General features: G+C 49.3%; 2 protein-coding genes and 1 pseudogene. All 3 read right to left on the bottom strand.

Features of this window, described 5'->3' with window-relative positions:
- Positions 1 to 337, bottom strand: a pseudogene (locus ACTIE0_RS23980) (hypothetical protein); the annotation flags it as partial.
- Positions 327 to 1,196, bottom strand: coding sequence for a DUF2887 domain-containing protein (locus ACTIE0_RS23975; RefSeq protein ID WP_439517024.1), 870 nt, complete (start codon positions 1,194 to 1,196; stop codon positions 327 to 329). The pseudogene ACTIE0_RS23980 and the gene ACTIE0_RS23975, both read right to left, overlap by 11 nt.
- A gap of 292 nt (positions 1,197 to 1,488) precedes the next feature.
- On the bottom strand, positions 1,489 to 2,115 hold a 627-nt coding region (locus ACTIE0_RS23970), incomplete at its 5' end, for a DUF2887 domain-containing protein (protein ID WP_439517023.1).

Raw genomic sequence — 2,115 nt, 5'->3', positions numbered from 1 at the left:
GAAAAATGCGATAAAATAGTTTGTCAGTTTTCATCTGTTGGGACGGGGCTGGTACTGAGTCCAATTTGATTACGGCTTTGATTAAGGCGATCGCCTGTTTCCAGAAACCCGGTTTTTTCAAAAAACCGGGTTTCTTAAATTCTGACGACCCGACAATGTTTGTTTGGGGGAAAGCGATCGCCTGGGAGAGTTTTGGGGAAAGCGATCGCCTTTGAGAGTTTGGGGGAAAGCGATCGCTATTGTGGTGCGTCAACCGAGAATATTCGGTTAGTATGAAAATTCCCCGGTTCTGACGCACCCTACAATGTGGGTTTGGGATAAGTTTGTCAGTTTTCATCTGTTTGCAACCAGCGCACTAAATCCTCCATCCCCCGAAAATCTAACAAAGCCTCCGCCAACTCATCCCTTTGACCCGAGTTGAGAGATATCACCTGTTGCCGTTGCATATCCGACAACTCACCACAGCGACGGGTTAACTGTCGTAACAGCATCTGCGTCTGTGCTTCTTCGCGACCTTCCTGGCGACCTTCCTGGCGACCTTCCTGGCGACCCTTCTGCAACACATCCCGATAAAACCGGGTATCCTCAAGCTTAACCTGGGTAATATCCAACATTTCCCGTATTTCCTCCAAGCTCAACTCTGGAAACTTACTCGCCATTATACTTTCTACCAAGTCCAACCGTCGCTGAAATACCTCCTCACTCGCCTCCACATTCAACAAATTACGAGCGCTTTCTGGGGTTTCCGACTCCGGCAATACCAACAACCGCAACAACGCCAAATTCGGACTCAAATCCGACCTAGGAATCAGATCTTCGAGATAAAGCCTTTCCACCAAATTATCCAATAGCAGGCGATAGGGAGTCTCCACCCCAAACCCCTGACCGCGACTGGAGAAAATCAATAGCCCCCGCCAAGGTCGGCTCACCTCATATTGTCTCAGATACATGAACACTTCCTGAAAAAAGCGACCATAGAATCCCCTATCCGCCTGCATTTGCGCTTCCACGAACACCAAGGGCAAATCTGGGTCATCCCCCACGGGGGTAAATAAGCCATCAATGCGCTGTTCCTGTTCTTTGACCACCGGAGCGCTATAATCAAATTGGCAGTCCATGGGAATGCCGGGAACCAATTCAGCAATCAGTTCCGGTTGCCATAGAAAAATGCGATAAAATAGTTTGTCAGTTTTCATCTGTTGGGACGGGGCTGGTACTGAGTCCAATTTGATTACGGCTTTGATTAAGGCGATCGCCTGTTTCCAGAAACCCGGTTTTTTCAAAAAACCGGGTTTCTTAAATTCTGACGACCCGACAATGTTTGTTTGGGGGAAAGCGATCGCCTGGGAGAGTTTTGGGGAAAGCGATCGCCTTTGAGAGTTTGGGGGAAAGCGATCGCTATTGTGGTGCGTCAACCGAGAATATTCGGTTAGTATGAAAATTCCCCGGTTCTGACGCACCCTACAATGTGGGTTTGGGATAAGTTTGTCAGTTTTCATCTGTCTGCAACCAGCGCACTAAATCCTCCATCCCCCGAAAATCTAACAAAGCCTCCGCCAACTCATCCCTTTGACCCGAGTTGAGAGATATCACCTGTTGCCGTTGCATATCCGACAACTCACCACAGCGACGGGTTAACTGTCGTAACAGCATCTGCGTCTGTGCTTCTTCGCGACCTTCCTGGCGACCTTCCTGGCGACCTTCCTGGCGACCCTTCTGCAACACATCCCGATAAAACCGGGTATCCTCAAGCTTAACCTGGGTAATATCCAACATTTCCCGTATCTCCTCCAAGCTCAACTCTGGAAACTTACTCGCCATTATACTTTCTACCAAGTCCAACCGTCGCTGAAATACCTCCTCACTCGCCTCCACATTCAACAAATTACGAGCGCTTTCTGGGGTTTCCGACTCCGGCAATACCAACAACCGCAACAACGCCAAATTCGGACTCAAATCCGACCTAGGAATCAGATCTTCGAGATAAAGCCTTTCCACCAAATTATCCAATAGCAGGCGATAGGGAGTCTCCACCCCCAACCCCTGACCGCGACTGGAGAAAATCAATAGCCCCCGCCAAGGTCGGCTCACCTCTCTCCCCCCCAGATACATGAA

Source organism: Limnospira sp. (genome assembly GCF_051859755.1).
Taxonomy (GTDB): domain Bacteria; phylum Cyanobacteriota; class Cyanobacteriia; order Cyanobacteriales; family Microcoleaceae; genus Limnospira; species Limnospira fusiformis.
This window is presented reverse-complemented; position numbering and strand designations above follow the sequence as displayed.

Excerpts from the sequence above, each read along its gene's own strand:
- ACTIE0_RS23975 (WP_439517024.1), bottom strand. The coding sequence starts at position 1,196 with ATGAAAACTGACAAACTATTTTATCGCATTTTTCTATGGCAACCGGAA.